Below are 24,245 nucleotides of genomic sequence, written 5' to 3'. Positions count from 1 at the left end.
GGTATGGCGCAACGGTCGACGAGACGGGATCGGGAAAACCAGTTCATGGACGAGCGCCACGAGCGCGCGAGATTGTAATGGATCCGATCCGCGAACTCCCATACGGGCCCGCGGCATGTGACTGCGCCGCATCAGAGGCCGGATACATGTCAGCACCTGACCATGCGCTGCGCAACTTCGAAGATTCTTCTTGCACCGGCGGGGGCGTCCATACATGTCCATGATCACGATGTCGTCCCGCGAGAGCGTCGGGACGAGAACCTGATCGACATAGGCTTGGAACCATTGGCCGTTGACCGGCCCGTCGAGAACCATCGGCGCCGTCATGCGGTCGCAGCGCAGACCGCCGATGAAGGTCGTCGTCTTCCAATGTCCGTGCGGAACGCTCGCGCGCAGCCGCTCGCCTTTCTGTTCGCGCCCGCATTTGCGCGCCATGTTGGTCGTGGTCCAGGTCTCATCGATGAAGACGAGCCTTTCCGGATCGAGATCGAGCTGGCTCTCGAACCAGGCTTCGCGCCGCGCCTTTACGTCCGGGCGGTCCTGTTCGCTCGCATGGGCGGTCTTTTTTTGAACGTCAGACCGCAAACGGTCGAGAAACGTCCACAATGTCGCGCGACTGGCCTTCACGCCGCGCTCGGCAAGCAGCCGCTCCAGGAGTTCGCTGATCGTCAAGTCCGGCGTCGCCTCGATCAATCCCAGCAGATAGTCCCGATGGGGATCGAGCTTCGAGCGTCGAGGCTGTCCCTGCTTGCGCGCCGTGCGCTCCCCGGTCTCTCGCGCCCGCCGCACCCAGACAATCGCCGTGGCGTCGCCGACCCCAAACCTTGCTGCCGCATGGCGAGCCGGCACTCCCGCCAACGCGGCGTCAATCACGCGATCACGCAAATCCTGGCTGTAGGCCCTCGCCATGCGTCGCCTCCATCGCTATCGCGATGAAAGAATCATGCTCTCGCCGATTCGGGAATCCCGAACAGAATCGGAAAACAACGAACCCGCTCTAGTAGTCGAAGCCGGTTCAGCGGTCCGGAGTGACAAATGCTATAGTTCGCCGGCGACGAATTTCGTGCGCCAGCTCCATGCGCACGTCACTGTTCGACAGCACATCCAAGAGCGCCACGCGATCTTTTGGCAAGCGAACCCGCGGCTGTTTGTCGACGACACCCGCCATGTTTTACTCCAAGCTCCGGGACAAGCCATTCCGCTGGATTCGGGGACGTCAAGTTGGAGACCGCTCCCCTATGCAGCGCCTCTCTGATCACGAATTCAGTGTGGCGAGGCGCGACGGCGTCGGCGAGGATTGGCCGATAAGCTACGCCGACCTCGCTATTATGACATGCTTGAGACCTTTTTCCGCGCACACGGCGAGCGCGACGGTTTGCGGCAACTTCCGGATTGCGCGTTTTGCGCCGCGAGTTCTATGTCCTTCAGCGAGCGCGTTCTCAAACAAGTGGCGACATGAACGAGCTAGCGCCTGTAGACATTTTCGCGACTGCGTAACCATGTTCTGAACAACCCGCGCCTTCGTCTCAGCAGTCGAAAGGAACCGCAACAAGGAATAGAGCCGTGCAGCGACCTTTGTCTCCTGGCTTCGAGAAAGTCTTCTTCCTCAGCGAACCGCCTGTTCCGACAAATTTTTCGCTGGTCGCCTTATTTACTGGCGACCCAGACGAAATCGCCATAAGCCGGGCGCTAATTAGCTTACGCGAGCGTTGTCTCACAGCTGCCGTGCGGCTCGACAAGGATGAGCGTGGAGAAGTTTGCTTCAACACAACCGAAGTCCCGGATTTCCCACTGCGCGTGATCAAGAACACCCAAGAGGGCGATTGGCACCAAGTAGTGGCAGACCAGCTGGGCGAGAACTTCCCCTCCGCACAGGGACCATTTATTCGCGTTGTCCTGCTTAAGCGAAGCTCAAACTCCGCCAAAGGCGTCCCCTCCACCGCTGAATTAATACTCACTTTCCATCATGGTGTTGCGGATGGGATGTCCGCAGTTTTTTTCTTGCGTGATCTGCTTTGCCTGTTGGACGATCCAGAGGCTCAACTGCCAAATATGCCTCCATCTCCTGAGTTGCACAGCGTAATCCCGGAGCGAGCAAAACGCGCGCTTCGCACCAAGAGCTTGGTATTGGTTATGAAGACCGCGTTGTGGTTTATTCGGCACGGGAGGCGCCTTGGAATTCCCTTTCGACGAGCAGATCGTCTGATTGACGGCCGACCGCCCTGGCAACATATTTACGCGACTAGCCGTCGCTTGACCCCAGCACAAACCGATCTTCTCATGGCGCGGTGTCGGGAAGAAGGGACGTCGGTTCACGCCGCCCTAAGCGCTGCTTGGTTGCGCGCTCGCTTGCAGAACAATCCCGCCCGCCGGCGGCGGAAACAAGTCATTTGGAGCGCAGTCAATTTGCGAGAAGACCTAAGAGCCGAAGGTGCCTTCGGTGTCTATATGTCCATCGCTTTCACCTTCGTGAAATGCGATCCCAACCGGGATTTTTGGATCGTAGCTCGTCAAATCAAGACGCAGCTAGAACAAGACATCCATACGGGGCGTGTGTATCACTGGGTCCTCACCTTGATTGGTTTAACGGATTTGTCATTGGGCACTCTGCGGCAGGCGCTCCCTGCTTTTGCGGTCACTCCGCCCCTTTACGATATTTCGCTCACGAACTTGGGACGGCTTTCTTTGCCTGCCAGAGGCGGTTCACTGAAGTTGGAGGCCGTTTATGGCCCGGCAGTAAATTCTGGCGAGGGGGATTTAACCGTAGGTGTTTCCACAGCCTGTGATCAGTTAACGATGACGCTCGCCTATCGCAATTATATACTCAAACGCGAGGATGCCGAGAAAATGGCCGATGCAGCGGTGGAGGCGCTCGGGCAGGCGGTAGGGTGGTGAATACCCCCTATCTTTGGGCGCCCTGAGCAATCTCGACGTCCTCGAGCGGAAGACTAAACTGATCCGGCGTCAGCTTCTCCGACTTCGAACCGAACTTCTCGCGTCGCAGATCGTCGATGATGATTTCCAGCCGACGGCGCGCCTCCTCGGAGGCGGCGAGCGCCGCCTGATGGCCCGCCAGATCCGATGGCGACCGCGCGAGCAGCGCTTTCAGGCGGCGTTTTCTTCTGCAAGAGAAGCGGCATCCTTACCCGCAGGCAATCATATTCGTGACGTTTTCGCCACGTCGAAATAGATGCCCGAGCCAATTCGTCGCGTTCATCCAGCAAACTCTGGACGACGCACGCGCTCAGGCCGAACAGTGGCCGGCCGAGCCCTTCAAACAGCGCCGCGAACTGCGCGGACGACAATCGCATGACGCCGTAGCGTATGCCGGGCCAAACGAACTCGCCACCTTCAAGCCGCTTGTGCTCCAACTCCAGCCCGGTTCGATCGAAGACCAAGAACTTGATTCTGTCCGCGCGTTTCGATCTGAACACGAACACGGCGCCGCTGAACGGATCGCGCCCGAACGTTTCCTGCACAAGCGACGAGAGGCCATCGTGTCCCTTGCGGAAATCCACCGGCCGCGTGGCCAGGTAGATCGTCAGCGGCTGCCCGCCGAGCCCGATCATGACGCGGCGCGCGCCGCGCGGAAAATCCGCGCCAGATGCGCCTCACCCACGTCTCGTCCCACACGGATCAAGATGTCGCCAATCGCGACCTCGACGATATCGGCTTTCGGCGTTCGTTGTAGATCATCGTCGACGGTTAGCGGAACGAACGCGGGCGACGCGACATCCTCTTTCGGCGCGGCCAAAAGACCACGCCGAAAGCGCCGGTGCCAATCGTAGATCTGCAGCGCGTCGCTCCGTATCGGCGAGCGATATCGGCCAGATGGCGTTCGGCGTCAGACTCTCGGCGGCGATCAGAGCCTTCTCCGCCTCAGAGCGTCGCCGACGGCCCGTGGGGCCGGTAACCACCTCAATCCGTCCCGCGTAGCCTTCCTTCGAGACGCCCATGTGGGCGTCCATTTTGACGTCTCTGGTCATACAGCCACCCTAAAAAGCAAGGGCTTCTTCGCATGACCAGAAATTTTTCTTCTGGAGGGAATCGGCTAAGCGCTTGCAGTTGTCCTACCGCCAACCTTCTAAATCGCGCTTCGACTGGCTGTTCAAGCCGCCGCCATTGCTCATCAAGTATCATAGCTTCCCCAGTTAATTTAACCGTCCCCCGTCTCGCGTTCAACACCCACTTTATCGAGAAACGAGCAGCAGGATAGAATTTGACCTGTCACTGCGTATGCGCCAGCGCTAAAGGCTCGCACCGCTCTTGGGGTCAGCGGCTTGACGGCCGCCCTCAAGCCAGGCCTTTAGCCTTGGATCGAGACGCTCCGCCGACAGTTTGTCATAGAGCGCCTGATTCGCTGGCGAGAGCGCGTCGCGCCATTGCCCGCGTCGCGCCATCTTGAAAAACGCATTTGCGTCCCGCCATTCGCCCAGATGCGCGCCCGGCGCAGTTTCTTCGCCGATCGTCTTCATTGCGTCGAAGCGGCCGGCCGCAACGAGCGACGGCCATTTCGCCTCGTCAATTGGGATACCTAGAATGGCGCTCAGCCGGCGCATTTCGGCGTCGAGGTTGTCACTCAAATTGGCATAATGCAGGAAGGCAATATTATTCAGCTGACGGAACTTCCAGAAGCTGCGCATGTAGTAGAAGATGGAACCCCATGGAAAACCATCCTCCATCCATGGCATTTCGGGCGTTGTCATCCATACCGGGAACAGCGCGTTTGGATCGTTGGGGATCGGCAGACTGTCGCCAGCAGCGCCCAGCCGGGCCATAATTTCATTCACGGTTTCGTCGGAGAGATTACTGACGTGGTCCACCATCGAAAGAAATGCATCGCGCGGATCGCGACCGCAGACGACGTAAGATACTCTAGCGTCGAACGGAAGGCCGTCGAGTGGCGTATGGGTTTTGATCACGCGGCGGAATGGCTGCGCCTCGAAGTCGGCAACGACTTCGTCGATCGGCTGTGCTAGACGGTCGAGCCATCGCGAAAGGCGCGTCAGGGGTTGCGGTAGAGTTGCGCTTTGATGCACAAGAAGCGCGCAGATCATCTGCGTCCATGTCGTGCCGCATTTGGCCGGTGTGCAGACGACGATGTCTCCCGCGCGCAGCGTGAGCTTGTCCCAGCGCGCGCTGTCATAGACGAGACCAGAGTAAGCGCGTGTACGCTCCGGCGTGCACATTCTGACATCCCTCGCGCGGCGATGACACCAGAGTAGACTTTCACATGTTCATCCCGGTCGGAGCAAAAACCGTTCCGGTCGGCTTTTCTCCATAGGACGCGGTCCGTCTATGCCGCCGATCTTCGCCGGTATTCCAGAGAGTGTAGCGAGTTCGGCAAGCGACGGTCGGGCGCTCGCACCAAAACCGCTTATCACATCGCAGATGTCGAGGTGATCCCGTCCGAACCGATACCCCGCGGCCCCGGAGTGCGCGCCAGCAGGAGCCTAAGCGATAGCGGGGGCCCTGCCAAAAACGCGTCCTAAGCCGCGCAAGCCGCCGCAGTCACCGCTTCAGCCTCGGCCGAAAAGAACCCGCACGGCCCGCCGATCTGCCTTTGCCATGCTTCTACTCGGCCGGCGCGACCGATATGCATCTGTCCTCGTCGAGGTGATCGGCCTTACGATCGCGCACGCCTGCGCGCACCACATCGAAGCCGGATGATTCGGGGCTGTTTTGTTGCTGTTCGGACGCCGTCCTTACGACGTGCATCACGGCACATGTCGATATTTTGGGAGCAGTCGATTGGTGTCATTGTCGAACGTGCTCGGCATGAGCTAGTACGGACGGCGTCGTCGGCACCAAGCGCCTGCAGCCTCCGCGGTAACTTCATCATTTCTGAGTTGTAGCGCTGCCGCTACGATCCGTGCAAGCCGGTAGGCGACGAACGCCGTAGATCCTGACAACAGCCAATGAAAGAACGATTTGACGAAGTTCTACAAATCTCATCGAGCCAAAAAAAGTTGACAAAGGGAAACGCAACTCGCTCCATCGGCGAAGCTAGGTGAGACGAAAAAGCGTTGAACCGCCCTAATGCCTTTTCACAGCAAAAATCGACGGTGATGCTCGAACGGCAATCGCCAACGGCGGGCCTCTTGCGTAACTCGTAAAGGTCTCATAATCATGGAAGATTCTGCGAAATACATCCCGTTGGAGAGATGGTCGTGAGCATCTTTGTAGGCGGACGAGCAAGGTTCGGATCAACTGACGGCGGTCGCATACCGAAGAAGAGCGAAGGAGTGCGAACTTTCACGCGACACGACTTGAGAGCGGCGATTTATAACTGTTGCCCAACGCTGTCCCGCGCTGAAGCTCGCAAGATTTTCGATGAGACCTTTGATGAGCTGTCCGACGCGCTTGTTCGCGGCGAAGCCGTCAAACTGCGCAACTTTGGAACGTTTAACCTCCGCGCCAAGCGACAGCGCACCGGGCGTAACCCAAAGACCGGGGTGGAGGCGGTAATTAGCGCCCGCAGGGTCGTGACCTTTCGTCCGTCTCCCGTGCTTTTAACGCGAATGAATCAAGAAGCCGCCGACTGCCTTCCGGATTGAGCGACGGCAGGCGCGGCCGCAAAGAAAACAGACGTCGGCATCGCGTCACAGCGCCTGTCTAGAGGCAAAGCTCTTATGATTTTGGATGGGGTACGACTTAGATCCGAACGGGGCCCCGCATCGAGCGCATAGCTTCATTTTTACCGCCGCTGGCGCTCTGGCTCGCCGCCGACGGGCTCACCTCCCTTCCGCTCGTTTAGCGCGAACCCGCATTCAACTGTCCCGCGAGGAAGGGTATGGACTGTTGTGCAGTGCAGCTGGGGATCTTCTATGTGTCAAAAGGCGGGACCGTCGCGCGCGGCGTGCACACTCGAGCCCGTACGGAACCCGACGGCACCGGAGCAGCTTCTTCACGGAACCGCGCAGGAGGAAGCATTTTCGGGTGAGTGTGTGCTATACTTGCCCGCGTACAACGTCTTACAAACAAAATTAACTAGGCTGCCGCGTGATGTTGGCGGCGCTCGAAACAGACCCTTTGAGCGGGTAGAATACTGATGAGCGACATCATCACTGCGAAAAACGTGGACCTTTCCAATTGCGATCGCGAGCAGGTGCAGTTCTCGGGCGCGGTGCAGCCGCATGGCTGCCTGCTGGTGGTCGAGGAGGCGTCGCTCGCCATTTTACAGGCGTCGGTCAACACGGGCGATCTGATCGGCATTGCTCCGGACACGCTGCGGCGGGGCACGGTCGAGGCGGTGCTCGGAGCGCGCACGGCCGAGATCACAGCCCGCCTCAAGAGTGAGTCGCTCGACAACGGCCCGGTGCACCTCGCCTGCCTGATAGCCGAGCAACAACGGATGAAGCGTCCGCTCAACCTGTTCGCGCACCGCGCCGGCGGCGTGCTCATTCTGGAGTTCGAGGTCGTACCGGAAGCCGCCGAGCGACCGATGCTCGAGCTCTACTCCCAGCTGCGTGCCACCATCTCTCGGCTGCAGACGACCCAGTCGCTGCAGGCCTTTTTCGACGAGGCGGTGGCCAAGATCCGCCATTTTACCGGCTTCGAGCGGGTGATGGCATACAAGTTCCTGGAGGACGGCAGCGGCCACGTAATGGCCGAGTCCAACGCCGAAGGGTTCTCGCCTTATCTCGGCCTGCACTATCCCGCAACCGACATCCCTGCGCCCGCCCGTCGATTGTTCGCTATGGCCTGGCTTCGCCACCTGCCGAATGTCGACTACCAGCCTGCGCCGCTGGCGCCCGAGGCGCATCCGCGCACCGGCGACCCCGTCGACCTCAGCTACGCCTTCCTGCGCAGCGTCTCGGTGATGTATTCGGGCTATCTGAAGAACATGGGCGTCAAGTCGACCATGGTCATGCCGCTGATGAAGGACGGCAAGCTATGGGGGCTCATCTCGTGCATGCACGAGTCGGCGCCGCGGCATGTGCCCTACGAGGCGCGCATGGCGGCCGAATTCCTGGCGCACATGCTGTCCTTGATGATGGCCGCCAAGGAGGACGCGGAGAGCTACGCCTATCGTCTGCGCATGAAAACGGTGCTCGACAGTATGATGCAGACACTGCACGAGCGCTCCGACCTGCACGCCGGCCTCGGCGGAGGTAACGGCCGCGCCAGCATCGCCGCCTACATCGAGGCGGATGGCGCGGCGCTCGTGACCGAGGACAGGGTCACCTGTCTCGGCGCCACGCCCGCAGAGTCCGACATTCGCGAGCTCAGCGCTTGGCTCCTCGCCAATAGCGAAGAACTGATCACGGCGACGGACCGCCTGCCCGGGCGCTATCCGCTGGCAGCCAAGCTCGCGTCGTCGGCGGCGGGCCTCCTGGCGGTGCGGCTGTCGAAACGGCGGCCGGAACACGTGATGTGGTTCCGGGTCGAGCAGGCGCAGACGGTCGCCTGGGCGGGCGACCCGAACAAGCCGGTCGAGGTCGACACCTCCGACGGCACAATCCGGCTGATGCCACGCACCTCGTTCGCGATCTGGAAGGATAGCGTCGCGGGGCGCTCTCGGCCATGGGGCGATTTCGAGGTCAAGGCGGCGGCCGACCTCAGATGGGCGATCGTCGAAGTGATCCTGGAGCGTGCCGAAGAGACGGAGCTGCTCAACCGCGAGCTGCGCGACGTCAATATCGAACTCGACAGCTTCGCCTATATAGCCTCGCACGACCTGAAGGAGCCGCTGCGCGGCATTCACCACATGGCGACATTCCTCAAGCGCGGGCACGGCGATGCGGCCGAGCAGACCCAGACCATCCTGCGGCTCACCAAGCGCATGGACGATCTGATCGAGAGCCTGCTGCAGTATTCGCGCACCGGCCGCGCCGATATGGCGCTCGTTGATTGCGACCTCGATACGGTGCTCGACGAGACGCTGCTGGGTCTCAAGCTGAGAATCAGCGAGGCCGGCTGCGTGATCCGCCGCCCGGCCAAGCTGCCGACAGTAAAGGCCGACCGCATTCGTTTGCGGGAGGCGCTGAGCAACCTTATCGGCAACGCCATCAATTACAACGACAAGTCGGAGCGATGGGTCGAGATCGGGGTGGAGCCGGCAGCGGGGGGCGGCCCTCCCGTCATCTATGTGCGCGACAACGGCATCGGCATCGCCGAGCGCTATCACGAGCGCATCTTCCAGATCTTCCGGCGGCTGCACACGCGCGACGAGTTTGGCGGCGGGTCCGGAGCCGGACTGACCATCGCGAAGAAGACCATAGAGCGCCACGGTGGGCGCATCTGGCTCGCCTCTACCCCGGACGTGGGCACGACCTTCTTCTTCACGCTGCAGCCGGCGGCACAAGGGGCCCAGCTATGAGCGAGCATCAAAATCGCCCGATCGTCTCCGTTGAGGATAGCGATGAGGATTTTGCGAGCTTGTGCCAAGCGTTGAACGACGCGGGCGTCACCAATCCAGTGCAGCGCTGCGCCAGCGGCCGGGCGGCGCTGGACGCGCTCAGCTCGGACAAGGGCTGCGTCGCTACCCGAAAGGCCGCCTTCGTGCTGCTCGATCTCAACATGCCTGGCGCCGACGGCCGCGGGCTCCTGGAGCTGTTCCGCAGCCGCGAGCGAAGCGTGCCTGTGATCGTGCTCTCCACCTCGTCTTACCCGGACGATATCGCTTTTTGCTATGACAAGGGAGCGAACGGCTATTTGGTGAAGCCGCTCGAATACGACCGCTGGCAGGAGATGATTGCGAGGGTGGCGACGTATTGGCTAGAAACGGTTGCGCTCCCACCTTAGACGAGCCCTGATTGAAGAGCAGCACCTGATGCAGACTAGTGACAGCAACGTCATCGCACTCACATCGCGGTCGGTTGCGCGCCCGCGAACGAAAGAAGCGCCGAGAGTTGCCGCCGAGGCGCCGCTCAGCGTCCTCATCATCGACGACACGCCTGAGGACCGCATGGTCGTGCGCCTCGCACTCGAGTCGCAAGGCTACCTGCTGAACGAGGTCGACACCGGCGAGCGCGGGCTGGCGGCAGCTGCGGCGCTGCAGCCGGACTGCATCTTGCTCGACTACCACCTGCCCGACCTCGACGGCGACGAGGTGCTCGACGCCTTGCGCCGATCCGACGGCGCCATGCCCTGCGCCGTTGTCATGCTGACCGGTTCCAGCAATGGCGAGACGGCGGCAAGGCTGATCAAGGCCGGCGCGCTCGATTACCTCCGCAAGGAGCGCCTTTTCGAGGATAACCTCCGGCGCGCCGTGCAGGGTGCCGTCGAGCGCCACCGGCTGATCGAGGAGGGCCGCCGGACGGAGGAGCGCAACGCCTATCTCGCCGCGATCGTGGCCGCCTCCACCGATGCCATCGTCTCGACCGGCGTCAACGATCGCGTAATGAGCTGGAATCCGGGCGCAGAGACCATGTTCGGCTACGCCGAGCACGAGGCGGTCGGACGCACGATCGAGGAGTTGATCGTGCCGCCGCCCATGATTGAGCAGCGGCGCAAGCTGTACGCGGACGTCCGGGCCGGTCATGTCGCCATCGCGCTCGAGAGCGAACGCCGCCGTAAGGACGGCAGCCTCCTGCCCGTCGAGATCAACGCTTCGCCGATGTTCAATGGCGCGGGCGTGGTGAGCGGCATCTCGGTCGTTATCCGCGACATCGCCGAGCGCAAGCGGGCGGAGGCCAATATGGCGTTCCTGGCCGAGCTCGGTCAGGCTTTAGCGCCGCTCGAGGCGAGCGAGGATGTGGCCCGCATCGCGACGCAGCGACTTGTCGACTACTTTGCCGCCGCGCGCTGCATGCTGGTCACTATCGACGAGGCGCAGGATCGCGCCATGGTGTTTCACGATTACGCGGCGGACGGCCTGCCGAGCCTCGTCGGGAGCTACCCGATCTTTGAATTCCATCCCAAGCAGGAAAGAGCGCAGCTCGTTGAGGGTAAGCCGATCGTCATCCAGGATACACGCGCGGGGCGCCCGGCAGAAGCCGCCGATCGCTTTGCCTCACTTGGCGTCGGCGCCCTGGTCAATATCCCGCACATGCATCGCGGACGCTGGAAGTTCATGCTGAGTCTCGCGCGAGCCGAGCCAACTGAATGGCGAGACGACCAGGTGGAGTTGCTCCGCGAGGTGGCGACGCGAGTTTATCTGCGACTGGAACGGGCCCGAAGCGAGGACGCGCTGCGGGAGAGCGAGGCGCGGTTCCGGCAAGTCGCCGAATCACTGCCACAGATGGTTTGGACGTGCGAGGCCGATGGCCCGTGCGACTGGTTGAGCTCACAATGGGTCCGCTACACCGGCATACCCGAGGCAACGCAACTCGGCTATGGGTGGCTCGAGCAATTGCACCCCGGCGATCGCGAGCCGACGATCGCCGCTTGGCGGGAAGCGGCCGGTGCCGGCAAGGACTACGCCGGCGAGTTCCGCATCCGGCGGCACGATGGCGCCTACCGTTGGTTTCGCACGCTCGCCGTGCCACTGCGTGATGGCAATGGGGCAATCCAAAAATGGTTCGGCAGCAACACCGACATTCATGACATCGTGGAGGCCGAGGAGCGACTGCACGAGCGCGTCCGGCAGCTCGATCTGCTGGCGCGCATCTCGCAGAAGCTGCTGTTCGGACGCGAGGTGGAGCGCGTGCTGCTCGAGTCGATCTTCCGGGAGACTGCCGAGCACCTTGGGGTCGAAATGTTCTATCATTACCGCCCGGCCGAGCAGCCGCGCCTTTTGCGCCTCGACGCGTGCGGCGGCATCAGCGCGCAGGAGCGGCAACTCTTCGCGACCATGCGGTTCGGCGAGCTGTTGTGCGGACGCGTCGCCGAAACGCGTGAACGCTTGATCGTGGAGGACCTGCAGCACAGCACGCAACCCGGCAGTGAGGTGCTGAATGCGGCCGGGGCGACGAGCTACGCCGGCTTCCCGCTGGTCGCGTACGGCGAGCTTGTGGGCACCGTCGCGTTCATCTCGCGCGAGCGCGTGCACTTTCGCGACGGCGACATGCAGGTATTGCAGACCATCTGCGACCAGATCGCGACGAGCCTGGAGCGGGCTCGCCTCGAGCGCGAGCTGTGCGAGAGCGAAGAGGGGCTCAGCCGCGCGCAGAACATCGCGCATATTGGCAGCTGGGAGCTGGACATTGTCGGGGACCGTCTCTCCTGGTCCGACGAAACCTACAGGATATTCGGGCTTCGTCCGCAGGAGTTCAGCGCCTCCTACGAAGCCTTCCTGGAGGCCGTGCATCCCGACGACCGCGACACAGTGGATGCGGCTTATTCCGCCTCGGTGCGCGACAATCGCGACACCTACGAGATCGAGCACCGCATCCTCCGCAAATCCACCGGCGAGGTCCGTATTGTTCACGAGCGATGCGAGCACCTGCGCGACGACGAGGGCAGGATCGTCCGCTCAGTCGGCATGGTGCAAGACATCACGGAGCGCAAGCAAGCCGAGGACCATGTCCAGCTCCTCATGCGCGAGGTCAGCCACCGGTCCAAGAACATGCTGGGCTTGGTCCAGGCCATCGCCCGGCAGACGGCGGCGACGCGGTCCGAAGACTTCATCGAGAGCTTCGAGCAGCGCGTGCAGGCGTTGGCCGCCAGCCAGGACCTGCTGGTCAACAGCGATTGGAAGAACGTGGCGCTCGGCGATCTTGTGCGCTCTCAACTCGCGCACTTCGGCGGCGCGCGCGGCACGCGCGTTTCGCTTCACGGCCCGCCGGTCGAGATCGCCGCCTCCGCGTCTCAGGGACTTGGCATGGCGCTGCATGAGCTCGCCACCAACGCCGCCAAGTACGGGGCCTTGTCGAACGACGCTGGCCGCGTGGCGATCAGTTGGGCCGTGCTTTCCGACGCACCGGGCAATACTCGGTTCAAGATGGAATGGGTCGAAAGCGGCGGTCCACTGGTCGCAAAGCCTACACGGCGCGGTTTCGGCTCGACGGTGATCGGCCGCATGATCAAGATGAGCTTCGGCTGCGACGCTGAGATCGACTTCGCGCCGACCGGCTTTGTGTGGCGCATCGATTGCGCGGCCGAACGCGTGCTCGAAGGCCGCAGCGCGCCGTCGACGCCGCGTTTGAACGGAGCGACCGCAGCAGGCTCGGCGCCATAGGCCGCACGCGGACGCGTGTTCGTCGTCGAGGGACGAGACGCTGTTCGCGATGGAGATCGCCGCCGACCTCGAAAGCGGCGGCCCGCGATCGGGACGCGAATACTGCAATTATCGCGGACATGCTCCAGTAATGGAGACGTGATCGGCTGCTGAAGGAGGCGGCTAAGGCCTTCAAAGGGTTGCGCCGCAGCAATGACAGGATAAAAGCAAGTAACTCCGGCAGGGGATGGAACTCTAGTTTGAGGATCTAACACCATGAACGAGCCGAGCGAGCTGAAGCACAAGCGGCGAATTCTTATCGTGGAGGATAAGCCGATCGTGGCGATGTCCCTAGAATTGCTGCTTGAAACTTAGGGCTTCGAGATCGTGGGCATCGCCGAGACGGTCCAGGAAGCGATGGCGATGACGCTGCAGTTCGCGACATCAATCTGCCAGGCTGAAGCTGGCAGCTGTGCGGTTTCGATCGAATGGGCGGGTGACGATCCGAACCGCGAAAGGCTTGGTCGATACGCCCGAGCGGGTGGCGCGATCTTATAGCGAATTGTTCGCTGGCTACGCCGCCGATCCTCCTAAATATGTCAAGCGCACGTTCGAGGAAGTGGGCGGTTGTGATGAACTGGTCGTATTTGAAGGACATCCGCGTCGTTACTTGTTTGCGAACATTACATGCTGCCGGTGATCGGACACGCATGTCGATTACCTCCCGACAAATCGGGAGGTTGGACTCTCCAAACTGGCGCGAATGGTGCACGGATTCGCGCGTCGTTACAGTCTCAAGAGAAGCTTGCCGCTGAGATTGCCGAAACGATCCAAGGAAATTCTCGAGCCGCATGGAGTAGAAGTGGTTGTCGAGGCCGAACACAGTTGCATGACCCTGTGCGGCATGAACACGCTCGGATTCACATTGACCACTAGCCGGTTACTCGGCGTAATCCGCGACGACGCCCGCTCGCGTGAGGAATTCCTCGGCATGGTGCGGAGGGACTAGAACTTGGGCCAGCGGGGCGGCGAGCTGGCTCTAGTCACGAAGGAATCGATCTTGCGGTCCGCATCGGTCCGTTGCCGAGTTAAAATTTGGTCGCGAGTCCGGAATATCTCGCGCGGCGCGATGCCGCAGACTCCAGCCGATCTACGTCTCCACTCCATGATTGCGTTCACGGGCCTTATGCCGAACAGGGAGTGGCGCTTTCTCGACGGCAAAAAAGCGTAAGCGTGATCCGACGACCACGCGTCGCTAAGCGGCGATTGCTTGCGGAGTGGCTTTCTCCCATTTCCAGGGGAGCAGTTCGTCGACGCGGTTGATCGGATGATCGGCGATGCGGGCGACGACGTCCGCAAGCCAGGCTTCGGGGTCGACATTGTTGAAGCGCGCGGTTTCGATCAGCGTATACATGATCGCCGCGCGACGTCCGCCGTCGTCGGAGCCGGCAAACAGGTAATTCTTTCTGCCCAAAGTAAGTGGTCTGATGGCGCGCTCGGCGGCGTTGTTCGACATTTCGAGGCACCCATCATCGACGTAGCGGGTCAACGCCGTCCAGCGTGAGGTCGCGTAGCGGATGGCTTTGGCGAAGGCGCTCTTGCCGCTGATTTTCGCGAGCGTCGCGTCGAGAAAGGCGCGTAGTTTATCCAAGATGGGGACCGCGCAATCCCGGCGCGCGTCGACGCGCTCGGCCGGCGATCTACCCTTGATGTCGGCTTCGATGGCGAAGAGCCGCGCAATCATTTCGAGCGCCTGCGCCGCCGCCGGCGATTTTGTCTCGAAATGCACGTCGTAGATTTTGCGCCGCGCATGCGCCCAGCAGGCGACCTCTATCAGCGGCGCCGGCGCGCCGGTTTTTGGATCGGCCTCGTTAAGTCCGCCAAAGCCCGCATAGCCGTCGGCATGGAGATGACCGCGACAATCCTTCAACAAGGCGCGGGCATGCTCCGCCTTGCGGTCCGCCGAATAGAGATAGAAGGCCGCCGGCGGCGGTGGACCCAGATCTCCCGAAGCGCGCGCGACGCAAAATGGCGAGCTGCATTTTCAGCTTCTCGATCAGCAGCGTTTTGGCGTGAACTTCCGCGGCGAGCGTCGCCTCGAAGCGACGCAGTTCGGCGGGGTCTTCCGGCAAATCAGCAGGGCGCACAACATGATTTTGTCTACTACAAAACACACGTCGGCGCAGCTCAAGAATGCCTGGAATCTATAGGAATGCAGGGCATTTCGGCGCGTCCGGCACAACCGTCCGGCGCCAGTCGATCCCTTCGATCAAGAGCGCCAGTTGCGCCGCCGAACGCGCCCTCGACAATCGGCGGCCAAACAAACCGACCCTTCTCAAGCCGTTTGGCGGACAGACCCAGACCAGATCCGTCCCAGGTCAAAATCTTCACATAGTCGCCGCGCTTGCTCCTGAACACGAAGGCCGCGCCCGAATAAGGATCAGCGCGCAGAACCTGCGCGACATCGGCGGCAAGTCCATCAAAGCCGCGCCGCATATCAACCGGCTTGCACGCCAAATAGACCTTCACGCCCGGCGCGAACTGAAGCATCAAAGATCGCCTAGCGCGGATAAGACGCGACGCAGCGCTTCGGCGTCGACATCCGCGTCGAGCGACACCCGCGCGCCATTTGGCAGGCTGATCTCCATTGCCCCGCGTCGCGTGATTCTTCGCGGCTCGCGAACCGGCTTCGCCAACGCCAGCGGCGGCGCCAATGCTGGAATCGTCACGGCGTTCAGCTCCACGAGCTTCACGGGCACAAACGCCGGCGCGTCGCTATCTCGCGCTACAGCAGAGGCATCAGCCTCTTGCGCTGGCGCGCGTCGCCGGTCGAGCCTCCCCTCGCGCGCACGGCGTATCCATTTGAAAACGAGATTGGCGTTCAGACCGTACCGACGCGCAACCGCCGCAACAGACGCGTCGGGCGCCAAAGCTTCGTCGACAATCCGCTGGCTTCATCAAGGCTCCATGTCCGCCGCGCGCCAAGCTTTCATCGACTTTGCGTCGCCGCGCCTTCGCGCCACGCTGGTAGCCTCGGCCTTCCTGCAACCAACGACAGCAGTTGAGCTGCGAGTCTTTGGGTACGAGCACACGGTAGGTTTTTACCTCGCCGAGAGTTGATGGCGGAACTCGCCTGGCGCGAGATGCCGCGAGCCGCCGACCTATGCGCCGGCCGGAAGAATCAGGCGTCGCATCTCAGCCCTGCCCGGACGATGGCAAAGAAAAGTCGAATGAAGGTGCGGGAGAAAGTGATGTTAACGACTTATCTTTCTTCGTGTTATTCCGCGCTTTCGCAAATCCTCGATCGCTTGCAATGAATTTTTCTAGCATCGGCACAATGAGTTTTCCTGGCTCGACCGGCTTTCCCGTTTCCTTCGCGAGAATCTCCGCATAGGCGACCAGATTGCGGTGCAACGAGGCCGGCAGCGTGACGGTGAGCTTAACGGGTTTGTCGTCATCGATCTCGGCGAGTTTCAACTTGGTCATGGATCAACTCGCTTTGAGCGATTGTTGCGCGCTCTTGATAAGGCGCGAGCACCAGGTCGCGCGTGATGATCACCCGCACGGGAAACCCCGGACGGATCGTGAGCGTCGGCTGGATATTGAAATTGCGGCCGACGATTTGTTGGCCGGTTTGGTTGAGGCTTTGCGCGCCGCCGCGGCGCAGCGCCTGAATGAGCGCGTTTTCACCGCCCGTCGTCCCAAGCTGCGTGCCGACGCCGAGAATGGTCGAGAGCGCCGCGGCGCCGGCCAGCCGGAGCCAATGATGATCAACTTCGTCCTCAAGCCCGGAATAGCCGGATGTGTCGGCTCCCGGCTGGCGCTCGAGAATAATCGAGCGGCCATCAGGAAGAATGAGCCGGCTCCAAACGAGCAGCGCCCGCGACTGTCCGAAGGCTATTGCTGAGTCATAAGGGCCGATCAGTTTCGAGCCCTGAGGGATCAGCAGAAATTTCCCCGTCGGGCTGTCATAGACGCTTTCGGTCACCTGCGCGGTGATCTGACCGGGAAGATCGGAACGGATGCCGGTAATCAGCGCGGCTGGAATGACCGCGCCGGCTTGCAGGACGTAACGCGAGGCCGGATTTGCGAGCCGGTCGGAGCTGATGGTTCGACGATCGGCTGGCGCATTCACGAAGGCGAGCTTGCGATCCTGCATATTTTGAATCGCGCCAGGATCGATCTGCGCCGGTTCGAAGGAAAAGGGCGAGTGTTGAGATGAAGACTCGCCATCCGATGACTGAGTCAATCGCATCGCTGTCGTGGCGCGTTCATGGGTATTGGTCGATGCGAAGAGCTTCGCCGTGCGCGCGGCTTCGCGCTCCTGACCCATGCGCTGCTCTTCGGGATCGATTGTAGATTGCGGGAGTTGACCCTGTGCTGCGAGGATCGGCCGCCCAAGATCACCGGGCAATGGCGGTCCGAGCTTTGGCACATTTTTCGGAAGCCCCGTATAGTCGCGCGCCAGCGTGGCGAGGCCGTCGGCGGTCGTCTTGGCGTCGGTGTTGTAGAGTTCGGGCGGCGCCTTGGCGCCCGAACGCTCATGCAGCGCCCAGAGCGTCAGGCCGAGAATGAGCGAAGACGCGACGCCGGCGAGCGCAATGAGCACCTTGCGCGAGAGCCGGGTTACTGTCGTCCGTTCAGGCCGCAGCCGCAGTTCCTCAGCGAGCTTCTTCTCGTGCTCCGGCGGGCTCATATCGCCGGTCTTCCATCGCTGCGTACGATACGGACCACTCTTTGATCGTCCGATCCAAAGCGTAGCTCCGCGGCGGCGAAAAGCCGATCGATGACCATGTGATGGCCGCGCACGCGATAATTGACGAGCCCAATGTCGCCGGAAGCGCCGATGATGAAGAGCGGCGGCATTTCGCCTTGGGAGATGCCGCGCGGGAATTCGATATAGACCTTGCGGCCGTCATCAAAGGCTCTAAGCGGGCGCCAGGGCGCTGCGTCGCCTTCGATCGCATAGCGGAAATTGAGGCTCCCGAGATCGACGCCTGTATCGACAGGCATAACTTCTTCGGCCGCAGCGTTGCGCCGGCGAAGCGCAATGAGTTCGTCCTGCGGATATTGCCAGGAGACGGAAGCCATATAGGTCTTTTCCGTTGCTCTGAGCTCAAGATGATAGGTGCGCCGATCCGTGTTGATGACGAGATTGGTCATAATGTCAGGCCGCGTCGGCTTGACCATGATGTGGGTTTTCTTCGATGCGCCCACGCCGCTTTCCGTATCTCCGATGATCCAGCGCACCGTATCGCCGGCGGCGACGGGACCAGAGCCGACGAGCTGCTCGCCTTCCTGGAGGGCGATATCGGTGATCTCTCCCGGCGACGCATAGACCTGATAGAGCGCGCCTTCGGTGAAGGGATAGATTTGGACGGCGTTGATATAGCCGGCGCGTCGGGGCTGCACCCGCGCCGCAGCGTTCGCCTGCGCCACCCTGACTTTGGGATCCGGCGCTTCCGGCGTCTCCTTGAAGTTCGACAAGGGTTTAAGCTGCCCCGGGAGCGGCAGGATCTTCGGAATCTCGACGATCTTGACCGGCTTCTCCGGATCGCTCTCCATCACCGCGGGGGCGGGAATATCGTCATAGGCGATCTCGGGCGGCCTGAAGCTCATGCAGGCGGAAAGCGAATTCGAAGCGAGTAGGGCGGCGATGAATTTCTTGGATCTGATCGGCGTCATTACCCGAGCTCCTTCGACCAGTTGACGGCGTGGATGAAAAGCCCGAGCGGATTTTTGCGCAGGCGCTCGGCGTCGCGCGGAGGCTGAACGACGATGGTCAGAATCGCGCTCCAGCGTTCGGTCGAAGCGAGGCTGGCGTTCTCGTAGCGCCGCTCGGTCCAAGCGACGCGGAAAGAATCGGTCGAGGCGCGAATGACGCTCGTTACGTCAACGGCGATCTGGATTTGCCCGACTTTGGCGAAAGGATCATTGGCGCGGGCGTAGTCGTTGAGAGCGTGCGCACCCCTGTCAGTCACAAAGTCATAAGCCTTGAACCAGTTCTGACGAACGATGATCGGATCGGCGGGAATGGCGCGGACATTCTCGATGAAGCGCGCGAGATGCCAGGCGATCTGCGCATCGGTTGGTTGATAATCGGCGATCGCCGGGGCGACGGCCTGCGCTTCACCCAATTTGTCGATCTGCACCACCCAGGGAACGATAGACCCGCGCGCGCCTTGCCAGACGAGCGCCATTGCTAGTCCTCCGGCGAGGATCAGATTGCCAAAGGCGATAAGACGCCAGTTCTTCGCCTGAATGCGCGCCGAGCCGATGCGCTCGTCCCAGACTTGCGCGGCTTTCTGGTAAGGAGTGACAGGTTCGGGCGTGCGTCCGTAGCGAACGGAAGAGCGTTTGAACATTTAGCTGCCTTCAGAAAGATTGATGGATGTTCCGGTGCCATGGGCGTCGCCGGCGCGGATGGAATGGGCGGCGAGCGAGACGCCGTGAGCCATGGACTGGCTGCGTTTGAGGCGTTTGGCCCAGGCGGGTTCGCCTGAAGGAGAAGCGGCGGAAGCTGGAGCCGCAGAAGAGCCGATCGGTCGCGCGCCGGAAAACTGCGCAGCAGAGGATTCGGCAGCGGCGGCTGTTCCGCCTCCGGGCGTTCCGCCTGGGCCCGGAGAATATCCGCCTGACGGACCGCCGCCGGGCGGGTCGGGACCGCGTGAGGGCGGCAGCAGGGCGGCGGCCTGCGTCTCGCTCTTTCCGGCCGGCCCCATCAAAGCACCGCCAGCCATTCGCGCCGCGCCGGCTCCGGCGAGAACCGCGCCGCCAACTGTAAGACCGGTTCCGACAACTGCGCCCGCGCCAAGTTGCGGTCCGCCCGAGACGATGCCATTGGCGACGCCTGGTCCGAATATGCCGAGACCCAGAAGCGACAGCGCCGCGAGGACGAGCGCCATCGCGTCGTCGACGGTCGGTTGAGCGCCAGTCGCGCTCTGCGTAAATTGCGCGAAAAGCGTCGAGCCGACGCCGACGATAACGGCGAGAACGAGGATCTTGACGCCGGACGAAACGACATTGCCGAGAACGCGTTCAGCGAGAAAGGCGGTCTTGCCGAAGAGACCGAAGGGAATGAGGATGAAGCCGGCAAGCGTCGTCAGCTTGAATTCGATCAGCGTCACAAAGAGCTGAATGGCAAGAATGAAGAAGCTTAGGAGAACCACCGTCCAGGCGAACATCAGAACGACGATCTGAACGAAGTTTTCGAAGAAGGAGACGTAACCGAGGAGTGATGAGATCGATTCCAGGATCGGGCGGCCACCATCTATCCCGGCCTGAGCGATGCGCCCTGGACGCAGGAAATCCGCTGACGACAGGCTGCTGCCGGCGGCTTTGAGGCCAAGGCCAGAAAAGCTCTCGAAGACGATCCTCGCGAGATTGTTCCAATTGCCGATGAGAAAGGCGAAGACGCCGACGAAGAGGGTCTTCTTGACGAGGCGAGCGATGATGTCCTCGTCAGGGCCCCAGCTCCAAAAGAGAGCGGCAAGCGTCACATCGATGACGACGAGGTTCGAAGCCAGGAAAGAGGCTTCGTCGCCAAGGAGGCCAAAGCCGCTATCGATATAGCGAGTGAAAACCTCGAGGAAGCGATCGATGACTCCAGTTCCACCCATAGCCTTACTCGCTCTGGTCGGGCGCGGATTTGGGCGCCGGCTTCTCGAGCGCGCGCGGGACTGAGGGAAACATCTCTGGCGCAGCGCCCGAGTCGCCTTCCTTCTTCTTCGGCGCCAGAAACTTTCGGCGCTGCGACGCCCAGAGCGCCTGGCACTTGGGATCGTCGGCCTGCTCAATGGGAAGCGTCGCGCAGCGCAGCGTTTCGCTGTCGATCGGCGAAGCCTTCGAGGGCGCGATCAGTTCAAAACTTTTCGACGCGCGCAATCTTGCCGCGACATCGGCGTCGCAGGCGGCTTCAACCCCAATCAGCGATACCGCGCCGATGACAATGCCAACGGCGATAAGTCCTAGATTTTCGGGGCTAAACCATTGTTCGATCTTCATCGCGGCGCGCCCTCAATGAAACATGGCGACATTGCCGGGCTGATAGCCCTGGCCAGGCGCGATGAAGCGGCGCATCTGTTCGCGCGCCTGTTCCTGCGCTTCGGCCTGACGCGCGAGTTCGAGCGACTGGGCGCGTCCCTGCGAGGCGAGTAGCGCCGTCACATCGGCGAGTTGCTTGGTCTGTAGCGCCAGCAGCTGATTGCCGGCTTGCGAGGCTTGCAGCGCCCCGACGGCCGACTGGCTCGATGACAGAAGCGTCCCGGCTTCGAATTTGGCCGTGTCGATCGATTGCACGATGCCGGCCTGGACGCGCATCGCGTCTTGCAGTGCCCCGAGAGAATTCTGCCAGCGCTGCCGTGCGCCATCGATCAGCGATGCGCTGCTCATCGAGACATTCGCCGCGCCATACTGCGTCGAGAAGGCCTGATCGATCTGCTGGACGTCATAGGCGATGCGCTGGGCCTGATGCAGGAGCTGCTGGGTCTGCGCGATCGATTGCTGGATGGTCTGCAGCGACGAATAGGGAAGATTGGCGAGGTTGCGCGCCTGATTCATGATCATCGTCGCCTCGTTCTGGAGGCTGGTGATCTGATTGTTGATCTGCTGCAGCGTATTCGCCGCCGTCATCACGTTCTGGGCGTAATTGCTCGGGTCGAACACCATGAACTGCGCGCGCGTCGCCCCAAGCGGCGCGAGGGACAGCGCTAGAGCGAGCGCGAGGCGGCTTGCGGAGATAGGTAAACGACTGCGATTCATGACGCGGCCTCCAGTTCGTTTTGTTGGGTGAGAAGATCGGCCGCCCAGACGAGGCCGCGGGCGACGAGCCAGGCGCGCGCAAAACCGTCACGGCCATATTCGGCAAGGAGCCCGGAGATGAGTTTTTGATCTGTCTTTGAGGACGCCGCGCAGAGCGCCAGCGCCAGGGGACCGAGACCCAGTTCGAACAACCGATTGCCCCGCCGCGATTGGCAGTAGTAGTCGCGCTTTGGCGTCGCCCGCGCGATGATCTCGATCTGGCGGTCGTTCAAGCCGAAGCGGCGATAGATGGCGGCGATCTGCGGCTCGAAGGCGCGTTCATTCGGCAGGAACAAGCGCGTCGGGCAGCTCTCGACGATCGCCGGCGCAATGGGGCTCGTTTCGATATCGGCGAGCGACTGTGTGGCGAAGACGACGGAAGCGTTCTTCTTGCGTAGGGTTTTCAGCCATTCGCGCAACTGGCTGGCAAAGCCCTTGTCGTCGAGGGCGAGCCAGCCTTCATCGATGATGAGCAAAGTGGGCGAGCCGTCGAGTTGGCCTTCGATAAGATGAAAGAGATAGGCGAGAACGGCGGGCGCGGCCGATGAGCCAATCAGGCCTTCGGTCTCGAAGGATTGGATGTCGCCAGCGCCCAGAACTTCGGCCTCCGCATCGAGAAGCCGTCCATGCGGCCCGCCAAGACAAAAAGGTTGCAGCGCCCGCTTAAGCGCATTCGATTGCAGAAGGACCGAAAGGCCGGTGAGGGTGCGCTCAATAACTGGCGCTGACGCGAGGGAGCCGAGCGCCGTCCAGAGATGTTCTTTGACCTCCGGCGTGACGCCGACATTTTCGCGGGCGAGGATCGCGGCGATCCATTCGGCGGCCCAGGCGCGCTCCGCGACTTCATCAATGCACGCCAGCGGCTGCAGGGAGACCGGGTCGATGGCGTCATCATTGAACGAGCCGCCGAGATCGTTCCAGTCGCCGCCCATGGCGAGCGTCGCCGCCCGCGCCGATCCCCCGAAATCGAAGATGAAGATTTGAGCATTGTGGTAGCGGCGAAACTGCAGCGCCATCAACGCCAGCAGCACGCTCTTGCCGGCGCCGGTCGGACCGACAACGAGCGTATGCCCGACATCGCCGACATGCAGCGAGAAGCGGAATGGCGTCGAGCCTTCGGTCTTGGCAAAGAGCAACGGCGGAGCGTTGAGGTGGGCATCGGTCAGTGGTCCCGCCCAGACTGCTGAGAGCGGGATCATATGGGCGAGATTGATGGTCGAGACCGGCGGCTGGCGGACATTGGCGTAGACGTGTCCAGGCAGCGACCCTAGCCATGCCTCAATGGCGTTGACCGTCTCGATCATGCAGCTGAAGTCGCGGCTCTGGATGATCTTTTCGGCAAGCCGCAGCTTCTCGTCGGCGAGACGTAGATCTTCGTCCCAGACAGTGAGCGTCGCCGTCACATAGGCTTCGCCAATAAGATCGGAGCCGAGGTCCTGAAGCGCGGCGTCGGTTTCGAGCGCCTTGTTATGCGCGTCGGTGTCGACGAGCGTCGCCGCCTCATTGGTCATGACCTCCTTGAGGATGGCGAGGATCGATTTGCGCTTGGCGAACCACTGGCGGCGAATGCGGGTGAGAACCTTACTCGCGTCTCCCTTGTCGAGCGAGATCGCCCGCGTCGACCAGCGATAGGAAAAGGCGAGACGATTAAGTTCGTCTAGAATCCCGGGATGGGTCGATGACGGAAAGCCGAGGATTGTCAGGGTGCGCAGATGGGCATTCCCCAAACGCGGCCCGAGCCCGCCGGTTAAGGGCTCGTCGACGAGGATGGCGTCGAGATGCATCGGCGTCTCGGGGACGCGCACCCGATGGCGCTTGGTCGAGACGCAGGAATGAAGGAACGACAGGGTTTCGGCGTCGCCAAGCCACTCGGCTTCCGGCGCGAAGCCTTCGATCAGCTGAAGAAGTCGGTTGCTGCGGTCGATAAAGCTTGAGAGGACGCTATTCGAATCATGCTCTGAGGAACGGCCCTCATAGAGCCAGCTCTCGGCGCTCGATGCGTCGTCTTCGGGCGGCAGATAGACAAGCGTGAGAAAATACTCACTTTCGAAATGCGCGCCCTCCTCCTCGAACTGCGCGCGGCGCTCTTCGTCGACAAGCACTGAAACTGGATCTGGAAATGAGCCTGCGGGATAATCCTGGGCTGGATTGCGCTGCGCCTCAAAAAAGATTGCCCAGCCGGAGCCAAGGCGCCGTAGAGCGTTGTTAAGCCGCGCCGTTACGCCGACGAGTTCGGCTGGAGTCGCGCTCTCCAGATCAGGTCCGCGAAATCGCGCCGTGCGTTGAAACGAGCCGTCCTTGTTCAGGACGACGCCGGGCGCGACGAGCGCCGCCCATGGCAGGAAATCGGCGAGGCTTTGCGGCTTCTTTCGATATTCGGCGAGGTTCAGCATGGAGGCTTTCC

General features: G+C 61.7%; 21 protein-coding genes and 4 pseudogenes. 7 read left to right on the top strand and 18 right to left on the bottom strand.

Annotated features, from left to right (window positions below; translation table 11 throughout):
* Together IYY11_RS12930 and IYY11_RS12925 are read right to left on the bottom strand one after the other, a co-directional pair.
* Nucleotides 1-909, bottom strand: a 909-nt coding sequence (locus tag IYY11_RS12930; RefSeq protein WP_196404216.1) for an IS630 family transposase, incomplete at its 3' end; no start/stop codon positions are given.
* Between the two features lie 106 nt (nt 910-1,015).
* Nucleotides 1,016-1,168, bottom strand: a complete 153-nt coding sequence (locus IYY11_RS12925) for a hypothetical protein (RefSeq protein ID WP_196404215.1) — start codon at nt 1,166-1,168, stop codon at nt 1,016-1,018.
* 395 nt (nt 1,169-1,563) lie between these two features.
* Here IYY11_RS12925 and IYY11_RS12920 point away from each other — a divergent pair, with 395 nt between their 5' ends.
* Entirely contained in the window at nt 1,564-2,895 is a 1,332-nt protein-coding gene (locus tag IYY11_RS12920) for a phthiocerol/phthiodiolone dimycocerosyl transferase family protein (RefSeq protein WP_196404214.1), read from the top strand.
* A 7-nt stretch (nt 2,896-2,902) separates the two neighbouring features.
* Here the strand turns inward: IYY11_RS12920 and IYY11_RS23865 are convergent, their stop codons facing one another.
* The 5 genes and pseudogenes from IYY11_RS23865 to IYY11_RS23855 form a co-directional block, all read right to left on the bottom strand.
* Complete coding sequence (locus IYY11_RS23865; protein ID WP_409455256.1) at nt 2,903-3,004, bottom strand: transposase domain-containing protein; 102 nt, start codon at nt 3,002-3,004, stop codon at nt 2,903-2,905.
* A 274-nt stretch (nt 3,005-3,278) separates the two neighbouring features.
* Nucleotides 3,279-3,569, bottom strand: a pseudogene (tnpB, locus tag IYY11_RS23860) (IS66 family insertion sequence element accessory protein TnpB); the annotation flags it as partial.
* Complete coding sequence (locus IYY11_RS12905) at nt 3,566-3,754, bottom strand: hypothetical protein (RefSeq protein WP_196404213.1); 189 nt, start codon at nt 3,752-3,754, stop codon at nt 3,566-3,568. The gene IYY11_RS12905 and the pseudogene tnpB (IYY11_RS23860), both read right to left, overlap by 4 nt.
* 493 nt (nt 3,755-4,247) lie before the next feature.
* Nucleotides 4,248-5,189 carry a sulfotransferase domain-containing protein gene (locus IYY11_RS12900; protein ID WP_196404212.1) on the bottom strand — a complete coding sequence of 314 codons (942 nt, stop codon included), beginning with the start codon at nt 5,187-5,189 and terminating at the stop codon, nt 4,248-4,250.
* Nucleotides 5,190-5,237: 48 nt separating this feature from the next.
* Nucleotides 5,238-5,405, bottom strand: a pseudogene (locus tag IYY11_RS23855) (hypothetical protein); the annotation flags it as partial.
* An 819-nt stretch (nt 5,406-6,224) separates the two neighbouring features.
* On the opposite strand from IYY11_RS23855, the gene IYY11_RS12890 reads away from it, so the two are divergent.
* The 6 genes and pseudogenes from IYY11_RS12890 to IYY11_RS23850 all read left to right on the top strand — a co-directional run bounded on the left by IYY11_RS12890 (nt 6,225) and on the right by IYY11_RS23850 (nt 14,051).
* Complete coding sequence (locus IYY11_RS12890; RefSeq protein WP_312029731.1) at nt 6,225-6,557, top strand: integration host factor subunit alpha; 333 nt, start codon at nt 6,225-6,227, stop codon at nt 6,555-6,557.
* Between the two features lie 494 nt (nt 6,558-7,051).
* Nucleotides 7,052-9,322 (top strand): ATP-binding protein, encoded by a 2,271-nt coding sequence (locus tag IYY11_RS12885; RefSeq protein WP_196404209.1) that lies wholly within the window; start codon nt 7,052-7,054, stop codon nt 9,320-9,322.
* Nucleotides 9,319-9,747, top strand: coding sequence for a response regulator (locus IYY11_RS12880; RefSeq protein WP_196404208.1), 429 nt, complete (start codon nt 9,319-9,321; stop codon nt 9,745-9,747). Before IYY11_RS12885 ends, IYY11_RS12880 begins: the two co-directional genes overlap by 4 nt.
* A 28-nt stretch (nt 9,748-9,775) precedes the next feature.
* Nucleotides 9,776-13,063, top strand: coding sequence for a PAS domain S-box protein (locus IYY11_RS12875; RefSeq protein WP_196404207.1), 3,288 nt, complete (start codon nt 9,776-9,778; stop codon nt 13,061-13,063).
* Between the two features lie 366 nt (nt 13,064-13,429).
* Nucleotides 13,430-13,600, top strand: a complete 171-nt coding sequence (locus tag IYY11_RS23035; protein ID WP_246719923.1) for a hypothetical protein — start codon at nt 13,430-13,432, stop codon at nt 13,598-13,600.
* Nucleotides 13,539-14,051 (top strand): annotated as a pseudogene (locus tag IYY11_RS23850) (GTP cyclohydrolase I). The gene IYY11_RS23035 and the pseudogene IYY11_RS23850 overlap by 62 nt, the downstream one beginning before the upstream one ends.
* A 246-nt stretch (nt 14,052-14,297) precedes the next feature.
* Here the strand turns inward: IYY11_RS23850 and tnpC are convergent.
* The 11 genes and pseudogenes from tnpC to trbE form a co-directional block, all read right to left on the bottom strand.
* A pseudogene (tnpC, locus tag IYY11_RS12865) lies at nt 14,298-15,041 on the bottom strand (IS66 family transposase); the annotation flags it as partial.
* A gap of 188 nt (nt 15,042-15,229) precedes the next feature.
* Nucleotides 15,230-15,592, bottom strand: a complete 363-nt coding sequence (gene tnpB, locus IYY11_RS12860; RefSeq protein ID WP_409455253.1) for an IS66 family insertion sequence element accessory protein TnpB — start codon at nt 15,590-15,592, stop codon at nt 15,230-15,232.
* Entirely contained in the window at nt 15,592-15,972 is a 381-nt protein-coding gene (gene tnpA / locus IYY11_RS23845) for an IS66-like element accessory protein TnpA (protein ID WP_409455252.1), read from the bottom strand. Before tnpA ends, tnpB (IYY11_RS12860) begins: the two co-directional genes overlap by 1 nt.
* A 265-nt stretch (nt 15,973-16,237) precedes the next feature.
* Nucleotides 16,238-16,528 carry a DUF2274 domain-containing protein gene (locus tag IYY11_RS12850; RefSeq protein WP_196404206.1) on the bottom strand — a complete coding sequence of 97 codons (291 nt, stop codon included), beginning with the start codon at nt 16,526-16,528 and terminating at the stop codon, nt 16,238-16,240.
* Nucleotides 16,497-17,738 (bottom strand): TrbI/VirB10 family protein, encoded by a 1,242-nt coding sequence (locus IYY11_RS12845; protein ID WP_196404205.1) that lies wholly within the window; start codon nt 17,736-17,738, stop codon nt 16,497-16,499. Before IYY11_RS12845 ends, IYY11_RS12850 begins: the two co-directional genes overlap by 32 nt.
* Nucleotides 17,735-18,727 carry a P-type conjugative transfer protein TrbG gene (gene trbG, locus IYY11_RS12840; RefSeq protein ID WP_196404204.1) on the bottom strand — a complete coding sequence of 331 codons (993 nt, stop codon included), beginning with the start codon at nt 18,725-18,727 and terminating at the stop codon, nt 17,735-17,737. The genes IYY11_RS12845 and trbG overlap by 4 nt, the downstream gene beginning before the upstream one ends.
* On the bottom strand, nt 18,727-19,407 hold the full coding sequence (trbF, locus tag IYY11_RS12835) for a conjugal transfer protein TrbF (RefSeq protein WP_196404203.1): 681 nt from the start codon (nt 19,405-19,407) through the stop codon (nt 18,727-18,729). The genes trbG and trbF overlap by 1 nt, the downstream gene beginning before the upstream one ends.
* Nucleotides 19,408-20,661, bottom strand: a complete 1,254-nt coding sequence (gene trbL, locus IYY11_RS12830) for a P-type conjugative transfer protein TrbL (protein WP_196404202.1) — start codon at nt 20,659-20,661, stop codon at nt 19,408-19,410.
* A 4-nt stretch (nt 20,662-20,665) separates the two neighbouring features.
* Entirely contained in the window at nt 20,666-21,046 is a 381-nt protein-coding gene (gene trbK-alt / locus IYY11_RS12825) for a putative entry exclusion protein TrbK-alt (protein ID WP_109025246.1), read from the bottom strand.
* A gap of 12 nt (nt 21,047-21,058) precedes the next feature.
* Complete coding sequence (gene trbJ / locus IYY11_RS12820; protein WP_196404201.1) at nt 21,059-21,802, bottom strand: P-type conjugative transfer protein TrbJ; 744 nt, start codon at nt 21,800-21,802, stop codon at nt 21,059-21,061.
* Complete coding sequence (trbE, locus tag IYY11_RS12815; RefSeq protein WP_196404200.1) at nt 21,799-24,234, bottom strand: conjugal transfer protein TrbE; 2,436 nt, start codon at nt 24,232-24,234, stop codon at nt 21,799-21,801. The genes trbJ and trbE overlap by 4 nt, the downstream gene beginning before the upstream one ends.
* Between the last annotated feature and the right edge of the window lie 11 nt (nt 24,235-24,245).

Origin of the sequence: Methylocystis sp. H62 (assembly GCF_015709515.1) — a bacterium.
Taxonomy (GTDB): domain Bacteria; phylum Pseudomonadota; class Alphaproteobacteria; order Rhizobiales; family Beijerinckiaceae; genus Methylocystis.
Note: the sequence above shows the minus strand (reverse complement) of the source record. Positions and strands in the feature narration are given on the sequence as shown.

Excerpts from the sequence above, each read along its gene's own strand:
- IYY11_RS12880 (WP_196404208.1), top strand. The coding sequence starts at position 9,319 with ATGAGCGAGCATCAAAATCGCCCGATCGTCTCCGTTGAGGATAGCGAT.
- IYY11_RS12885 (WP_196404209.1), top strand. The coding sequence starts at position 7,052 with ATGAGCGACATCATCACTGCGAAAAACGTGGACCTTTCCAATTGCGAT.
- IYY11_RS12845 (WP_196404205.1), bottom strand. The coding sequence starts at position 17,738 with ATGAGCCCGCCGGAGCACGAGAAGAAGCTCGCTGAGGAACTGCGGCTG.
- trbL (WP_196404202.1), bottom strand. The coding sequence starts at position 20,661 with ATGGGTGGAACTGGAGTCATCGATCGCTTCCTCGAGGTTTTCACTCGC.
- trbG (WP_196404204.1), bottom strand. The coding sequence starts at position 18,727 with ATGACGCCGATCAGATCCAAGAAATTCATCGCCGCCCTACTCGCTTCG.
- IYY11_RS12925 (WP_196404215.1), bottom strand. The coding sequence starts at position 1,168 with ATGGCGGGTGTCGTCGACAAACAGCCGCGGGTTCGCTTGCCAAAAGAT.
- trbJ (WP_196404201.1), bottom strand. The coding sequence starts at position 21,802 with ATGAATCGCAGTCGTTTACCTATCTCCGCAAGCCGCCTCGCGCTCGCT.
- tnpB (WP_409455253.1), bottom strand. The coding sequence starts at position 15,592 with ATGCTTCAGTTCGCGCCGGGCGTGAAGGTCTATTTGGCGTGCAAGCCG.
- IYY11_RS12850 (WP_196404206.1), bottom strand. The coding sequence starts at position 16,528 with ATGACCAAGTTGAAACTCGCCGAGATCGATGACGACAAACCCGTTAAG.
- IYY11_RS12900 (WP_196404212.1), bottom strand. The coding sequence starts at position 5,189 with ATGTGCACGCCGGAGCGTACACGCGCTTACTCTGGTCTCGTCTATGAC.
- trbE (WP_196404200.1), bottom strand. The coding sequence starts at position 24,234 with ATGCTGAACCTCGCCGAATATCGAAAGAAGCCGCAAAGCCTCGCCGAT.
- IYY11_RS12875 (WP_196404207.1), top strand. The coding sequence starts at position 9,776 with ATGCAGACTAGTGACAGCAACGTCATCGCACTCACATCGCGGTCGGTT.
- trbK-alt (WP_109025246.1), bottom strand. The coding sequence starts at position 21,046 with ATGAAGATCGAACAATGGTTTAGCCCCGAAAATCTAGGACTTATCGCC.
- trbF (WP_196404203.1), bottom strand. The coding sequence starts at position 19,407 with ATGTTCAAACGCTCTTCCGTTCGCTACGGACGCACGCCCGAACCTGTC.